We start from the raw sequence: 2,632 nt of genomic DNA, 5'->3' as shown, positions 1-2,632 counted from the left end.
GGTTTAGTATGAAAATTTCGGGTCGCGAATACGACTTTCGTATCTCGACGCTGCCTATCATCAACGGCGAATCTACGGTTATGCGTATCCTTGATAAATCCAAGGTTATCATTAGCCTAGAAAAACTCGGCATGCACCCGGATAGCTTTAAGAAATTTAATAACGCTATGAAGGCTCCATATGGTATTATCTTGGTCACCGGACCTACGGGAAGCGGTAAGTCTACGACGCTATATGCAGCGCTAAACGATATTAAAAATATCGATACTAAGGTTATTACCGTAGAAGATCCGGTTGAGTATCAAGTAAATTTGATCCAACAAGTCCAAGTTAACGAAAAAGCAGGTCTTACCTTTGCTTCAGCATTGCGCTCGATCTTAAGACAAGACCCCGACATCATAATGATCGGTGAGATCCGTGATCAAGAGACCCTTAGGATCGCGATCCAGGCTGCTCTTACTGGACACTTGGTTTTCTCAACCCTACACACCAACGACGCCGTTAGTGCGATCCCGCGAATAGTGGATATGGGTATAGAGGCCTACCTCATAAGTGGTGCGCTCATTGCAGTAGAGGCACAGCGTCTCGTGCGAAAGCTTTGCCCGCACTGCAAGCAGCCTACGAATCTACCTAAATCGATGCTTGATCAGCTGAAGGAATTCTTGCCTGAAAAATACACATTTTTTAAGGCCGTAGGTTGCGATCAATGCGGTCAAACGGGCTACATGGGGCGTGAGATGATTAGTGAAATTTTACCTATTACCGATAGAATGCAGAGCTTGATCGCTAGCGGCGGCTCAAAAGACGATATGCGCGCCTTGGCGAAGGAGGAGGGTTTTATAGATATGTTTGAAGACGGTGTTATACGTGCTGCGCGCGGAGTAACTAGTATAGAAGAAATTTATAGGGTGGCTAAACAATGAAAAAGCAATTAGAAGTTGAATACAACGCCAAGGGCGCAAGAAGGAAGATGTTTTTGCAAGCCAGCGATAAAGTGCAAGCAAACAACCTCATGAAGCAGCGCGTAGGCGGGACGATCGTAAAAAGAGGTGAAACCCAAGTCGTAGCCAATACGGGCGGCGATTTTAAGGCGCAGGTTTCGCGCATGCTAGGTGGTAGCGGAAGAGTTAGAACACTGCCGTTAGTAGCGTCGATCCGTCAGCTTTCGGTTATGACAAATGCCGGAATTTCAATTCATGACTCGATCAAAGAGGTTGCAAGGGCGGCAGAGGATAAGACGCTAAAAGAGATTTTTAGCGCTATGAACGATGATCTTAACGCAGGTCTTAGCTTGACAGAGTCTACGGAGAAATTTAGAGGTCAGCTCGGTGATGTCGTCGTTGCGATGGTAAGCCTTGGTGAAGCAACCGGTAATATGGCAGAGTCTCTAGCCAAGCTTGCCGCTATGCTTCAAGAGCTTTGGGAAAACCAGCGTAAATTTAAAAAGGCAATGCGCTATCCGATGATCCTTATGATCGTTATGGCTATTGCGTTTACAGTCTTGATGATGTATGTCGTGCCGAAATTCCGCGAAATTTTCGAGGAGCTTGGTGCGGATCTGCCGCTACCTACTAGAATTTTGCTCGGTATCGAAAGCACGCTTAATAATTATGGAATTTTCGTATTAGCGGCCATTATACTTACTATCGTAGGGCTTAGATGGGCGTATCGCAATAATGATGAGTTTAAAAAGGGTTTTGACAAGACAATTTTAAAGGTCTATCTATTCGGCAAGATCATATTTTTCTCGACCATGTCACGATTTATGCTGATTTTTACAGAGCTCGTGCGAGCGGGAATTCCTATTGCGGATGCGCTGGATACAGCCGTTTTAATGGTAGATAACCATACCTTAAAAGAGAAGCTCGCTACCGTAAAGATCGCCGTACAGCAAGGCGTGAGCCTAACCGAGGCGTTTAACAACACCGGGCTTTACGAGAGCATGCTTATTCAGATGATCAGTGCGGGCGAGCAGGCCGGTAACCTCGATAAGATGCTTGGCAACGTCACGGATTATTATAAAGAGAAATTTGACGATATCATCGATAATATCTCAAGCTACGTCGAGCCGATCATGCTATTTTTTATGGCGGGCATGGTTCTTCTTTTGGCTTTGGGTATCTTTATGCCTATGTGGGATCTGGGCAAAGCCGTCAAAAACTAACCCCTTTAATTCCGCGTCTGCAAGGGCGCGGAATTTTATCAAAGCATTAAAATTTCATCCTTCAAATAAAATTTTAACCTTCGTTTGGCTAAAATACCGCTTTAAATTTAAGGATCAATCATAGTTAAAGAAATATATTTTATCGTCGTATCGGCTATCATAATATTTTTTGGGCTTGCTACTATTGCGCCCGATTCCGCGCTTGTAGGCAGCGCAGGCAATGCCATCCGCTCGTTTAATACCCAGCTATTCGGCTATTTTGCATACATCTATCCGCTATTTTTGCTTGCCTTGGCATACGTAGCCTATAAGCATTTTCGCGGTTTTGACTTTAGATTTTTTGAGTTTAGCATCGGCGCGATTTTACTATTTTTTACCATTTTGATGGTGCAGTCGAGTCTCTTTGGCGCTAGCGGCGGAGCAGTCGGCAGCTTTGCAGTGGACGGACTTAGGCGCATGATCGGAAGC

3 protein-coding genes are annotated in these 2,632 nt (G+C 44.9%); all 3 read left to right on the top strand.

What is annotated here, in order from left to right; all coding sequences use genetic code 11:
* On the top strand, positions 1-923 hold a 923-nt coding region (locus Q0236_RS02180; RefSeq protein WP_297914524.1), incomplete at its 5' end, for a GspE/PulE family protein.
* Positions 920-2,164 carry a type II secretion system F family protein gene (locus Q0236_RS02175; protein WP_297914521.1) on the top strand — a complete coding sequence of 415 codons (1,245 nt, stop codon included), beginning with the start codon at positions 920-922 and terminating at the stop codon, positions 2,162-2,164. The genes Q0236_RS02180 and Q0236_RS02175, both read left to right, overlap by 4 nt.
* A gap of 282 nt (positions 2,165-2,446) precedes the next feature.
* Positions 2,447-2,632, top strand: a 186-nt coding sequence (locus Q0236_RS02170; protein ID WP_297914518.1) for a hypothetical protein, incomplete at its 3' end; no start/stop codon positions are given.

This window comes from uncultured Campylobacter sp. (genome assembly GCF_938031315.1).
Lineage (GTDB): Bacteria > Campylobacterota > Campylobacteria > Campylobacterales > Campylobacteraceae > Campylobacter_B.
This window is presented reverse-complemented; position numbering and strand designations above follow the sequence as displayed.